This is a genomic window from Roseateles sp. (assembly GCF_036404855.1).
Lineage (GTDB): Bacteria > Pseudomonadota > Gammaproteobacteria > Burkholderiales > Burkholderiaceae_C > Pelomonas.
Window position 1 is genome coordinate 1 of the sequence record NZ_DASWYS010000136.1, and the last position, 4,059, is coordinate 4,059.

Annotated in this window: 4 protein-coding genes and 1 pseudogene; 1 reads left to right on the forward strand and 4 read right to left on the reverse strand. The window is 69.0% G+C overall.

Annotated elements, in window-relative coordinates; genetic code table 11:
* From VGF12_RS09205 to VGF12_RS09215, 3 genes are all read right to left on the reverse strand, one after another.
* On the reverse strand, positions 1-901 hold a 901-nt coding region (locus VGF12_RS09205; RefSeq protein WP_331175740.1), incomplete at its 3' end, for an FAD-dependent oxidoreductase.
* Between the two features lie 69 nt (positions 902-970).
* Positions 971-1,468, reverse strand: a complete 498-nt coding sequence (locus VGF12_RS09210; protein WP_331175741.1) for a PIN domain-containing protein — start codon at positions 1,466-1,468, stop codon at positions 971-973.
* Between the two features lie 3 nt (positions 1,469-1,471).
* Entirely contained in the window at positions 1,472-1,723 is a 252-nt protein-coding gene (locus VGF12_RS09215; RefSeq protein ID WP_331175742.1) for a type II toxin-antitoxin system Phd/YefM family antitoxin, read from the reverse strand.
* Positions 1,724-1,922: 199 nt separating this feature from the next.
* Here VGF12_RS09215 and VGF12_RS09220 point away from each other — a divergent pair, with 199 nt between their 5' ends.
* Entirely contained in the window at positions 1,923-3,287 is a 1,365-nt protein-coding gene (locus VGF12_RS09220) for a cation:proton antiporter (protein WP_331175743.1), read from the forward strand.
* Positions 3,288-3,487: 200 nt separating this feature from the next.
* Here VGF12_RS09220 and VGF12_RS09225 read toward each other — a convergent pair.
* A pseudogene (locus VGF12_RS09225) lies at positions 3,488-4,059 on the reverse strand (hypothetical protein); the annotation flags it as partial.

Below are 4,059 nucleotides of genomic sequence, written 5' to 3' on the forward strand. Positions count from 1 at the left end.
CCGCGGCGCGGTCGTCGCTGAGGTGGTCGCTGGAGTAGACGCAGCCGATGCCGCGCGCGCCATTCAGGCCGATTTCCCACAGCCAGCCCGCCTCATGCGCGGTGGCGACGGTGCAGCTCTCCATGACGGCGTCAGCGGCCAGCGGGATCTTGCAGGCCAGGGCCCGGTCGGCGAAGAGCTGGTGGCGCACCGACTTGAACTCGCTGCCCACGGCGCGGCCGATGAGCTCGGCGCGAAAGCCGGTGCAGTCGATGTAGAGATCGGCCTCGAAGCGGCCGTGCTGCGCGGTGTCGAGGTGGGCGATCGAACCCACGGCATCGAGCGTCACGTCGGTCACCGTGGCCTCGATGTGGCGCACGCCAAGCTGGCGGGCGCGGCTGGCCAGCAACCGGGCCAGCTTGAGCGCGTCGAAGTGGTAGGCGTAATTCAGCGGCGCCGCGTACTGTGCTTCGCCCGCACGCTTGGGCGCGCGCTGGGCTGCCGCGACACGTGCCTGCAGCGTCATGGCCTCTGCGAAGGGGGGCCGCGTGGCCGGGTCCTGGAGCAGCCAGTAGGGCACGAGGTTGAGGTCGTCCGCGAAATAGGGCGCCTCGAAGGGATGGAAGAACTGCTGATGCACGCCGCCGACCGGCGCCTGCGCCCAGTCCACGAAGCGTATGCCCTGCTTGAGCGTGGCCGAGGTCTCGCGGATGAACTGCGCCTCGTCGATGCCGAGGAACTGCAGCGTGCTGCGGATGGTGGGGAACGTGCCCTCGCCGACGCCGACGATGCCGATGTCGGGCGACTCCAGCACCGTCACCTCGAGGTGACTGCGTTCCGACAGGCGCAGGAAGCGAGCCAGGTAGGCGGCGGTCAGCCAGCCGGCCGTGCCGCCGCCGACGATGAGGATGCGTCGCTTCATGTCATGGGGCGGCTGAGCGGGTGGGCCCGATCGTCCTGGACCGGGCATGCGCTGGACGGGGGGAGTCATTCATGCGCGGGTGTACAGGTTCTTCAGCCATTGGTGGCCGGTCTGGGCGCCATGGGCCCAGTCCTCGTCCTCCTCGCTGGGCTGGGCAATGTAGCCGGAGGGGTTGAGCAGCTTCACGCGGCCGGCACGAAAGGCCGAGACGCGGTGGGTCACGAAGGTCAGGCCATGCTCCAGGGCCGTGGCGGCGAGCAGGCCATCGCGCGTGTTGGCATAGGGCAGCTGGGCGCGGCGGCGCACGATCGTCGCGTCCACCGGCAGCACGCGGCCCTCGAAGGCAGGCATGACGCGGCCGTCGATCCAGTCGCGCACCACCAGGCCGGCGGCGCGGTCGCGACGCGCCAGGCGGGCGGCGGCCGTCTCGATCTCCAACAGGTTCAGCGCCGAGATGAAGAGTTTCTGACGCGGCAGGCCTGCCGCCCAGGCGGCGAGGCCGGCGTCGGACTGGCCGGCCTTGGCCTTGCGCAGCTCGAGCACGATGCCGGTGTCCAGAAGAAACATGGCTCAGCCCAGGTTCTCGCGATGATCCCAGGCGCCGTCCGCTGACGCGTCGCGGATGTCCAGCGTCACCGCCTCGGGCATGGCCAGCAGCTCCAGGATGCTCTCGCCCTCGCCCGTCAGGCGGCGGTACTCGGCGATGCTCAACAGCACATGGCTGGGCTGGCCACGGTCGGTGATGACCACCGGCTCGATCTGGGCGGCGCGCTTGGCCTGGCTGACGTCGCGGTTGAACTCTCGGCTGGTGATGAGCTTCATCGAGAAAGGAATGTACCTACCTGCCTTCGCGACCACAAGTTCAACGTAGGTACATAGGCTCATCTCCGTCCACCCCGATGGACAGCGCAACCACCGCTGGCACAGTGCATACGGCAGATCGGCGCGCCGCCGCACCGGCTGGAGACAACGTTGTCGCAAACCAACGAACGACGTAGCCACAAAATCAACAAGGCAGCCCATGGAATTCGACCTTCTGGCCATCCTGGCCGACGTGTTCGCCAAGCACGGCCCCGCGGCCCCGGCGGTGGCGCAGACCTATTCGCCCACCGACTTCAGCGTCCACTTCTTCCTGCAGCTGGCCATCATCATGCTGGCCTGCCGCGTCGTCGGCTGGGCGGGCCGCAAGTTCCTCGGCCAGCCCCAGGTGGTCGGCGAGATGATCGCGGGCGTCATCCTCGGCCCATCGCTGCTGGGGCTGTTCTTCCCCCAGCTGCAGGCCGCCATCTTCCCGAAGGAGATGAAGAACGTCCTCTACACCGGCGCGCAGCTCGGCGTGGGGCTGTACATGTTCCTGGTCGGCACGACGCTGCGACTGGACCACTTCGCCACCAAGGCCAGGAGCGCCATTGGCGTGTCGGTGTCCGGCATCGCCGCGCCGTTCTTCATCGCCTTCTTGATCACGCCCATCATGCTGACGATCCCGGGGCTGTTCGCCGAGGGCATCTCGACGGCCAACGCGACGCTCTTCATGGGGGCCTGCATCGCGCTGACCGCCTTTCCGATGCTGGCGCGCATCATCAATGAGCAAGGCCTGGCCAACACCTCGCTGGGCACGCTGACGCTCACGGCCGGCGCGTTCGACGATGCAGCCTCCTGGTGCGTCCTCGCCCTGGTGCTCGCTGCCTTCGGCGCCGGCCCGGGCGTGGCCGTGCTGGCCATCGGCGGCGGCATCCTCTGGGCCGCCTTCGTCATGCTGTTCGGGCGCAGGCTGCTGGCGCCGCTGGGCCGCATGGTGGAGCGTGACGGCCACATGAGCCACACGGTGCTCGGCATCACGCTGATCGCTTTCTGCACCTCCGCGTTCATCATGGACGCCGTGGGCATCCACGCCATCTTCGGCGGCTTCATCCTCGGCGCCGTCATGCCGCGGGGCCTCTTCGCGGCCGAGCTGAAGAAGAAGGTCGAGCCGATCACCGTGCTGCTGCTGCTGCCGATGTTCTTCACCTACTCCGGCCTGAACACGCGGCTGGACATGATCAACTCCCTGGAGCTGCTGCTGATCGCCCTGGGCGTGCTGGCGGCCTCGGTGCTGGCCAAGTTCGGCGCCTGCTATCTGGCGGCCCGGATGGCCGGCGAGGACAACCGCACGGCACTGGGCATCGGTGCGCTGATGAATTCGCGCGGCCTGATGGAGCTCATCATCATCAACATCGGTCTGCAGAAGGGCATCATCGGTCCGGCGCTGTTCTCGATGCTGGTGCTGATGGCGGTGGTGACGACCATGATGGCTACGCCGCTGTTCGAGCTCGTCTACGGCCGCCGGGCGCGCGCGTCGGGCGAACTGGACGCCATTGCCGGCCGGCCCGTCGACACCCCGGCCTGAAACGCTCTGCCCCCGTTTAGACCCGCCGCTGCTGAGAGGTGTCAGCGGCGTTGAAGGGCAGAGCCTCTCGTCTCTGCCCTCTTTTTTGCCGGCGAGATCCCTGGGCGGCCCTGCGACCCGCCCCCTTGCGAGGGCAGCTCCACCGCCGCGCCCCACACCCCACGTCCCTGGCCTGTCGGCCGTGAAGGGCGGCGCTGCCGTCAGGAGGCCGGCGCCGCGGACGATGTCGCGGACGGCTGCGCCTGCTGCTCCCGTGCACGGTGCTGGATGCCCACCAGCAGCGCCAGCCCGGGCACGCGGCGCAGCACGAGATAGGCAGCACCGCACGCCGCGAAGGTCAGCACGATCAGCAGCACGGCCTCCAGCCCCCATGGCAAGTCCAACGGCCGCATCCACTGGCTCAGCAGCACGATGACGCTCTGGTGCAGGATGTAGAGGCAGAACACCGCCTGGGACGCCTGGCGCAGCCCGGGCGACTCCCGCGTGAAGGCACGCTGCGCCCAGCCGCAGGCAGCGACGATGGCCCACCAGCCCAGCGCACCGCGCAGTGTGCGGGCCGCGTCCAGCACGCCCTCGGGGGGCTGCAGCAGCGCGTAGTGGTTGTTGAAGGCCATCAGCACCGCCCAGCTGGCCAGCGAGATACCGAGCGCCGCCCAGCGCAGCCGCAACGCGGCCGACCACAGCCCCTCGGCCAGCGGCGTGCGGCTCGCCCAGCCGAGGGCGAACAGCCAGCCGTACTGCAGGTGGTTGTAGAGGTCGTGCACGAGGTTGT

Excerpts from the sequence above, each read along its gene's own strand:
- VGF12_RS09210 (WP_331175741.1), bottom strand. The coding sequence starts at position 1,468 with ATGTTTCTTCTGGACACCGGCATCGTGCTCGAGCTGCGCAAGGCCAAG.
- VGF12_RS09215 (WP_331175742.1), bottom strand. The coding sequence starts at position 1,723 with ATGAAGCTCATCACCAGCCGAGAGTTCAACCGCGACGTCAGCCAGGCC.
- VGF12_RS09220 (WP_331175743.1), top strand. The coding sequence starts at position 1,923 with ATGGAATTCGACCTTCTGGCCATCCTGGCCGACGTGTTCGCCAAGCAC.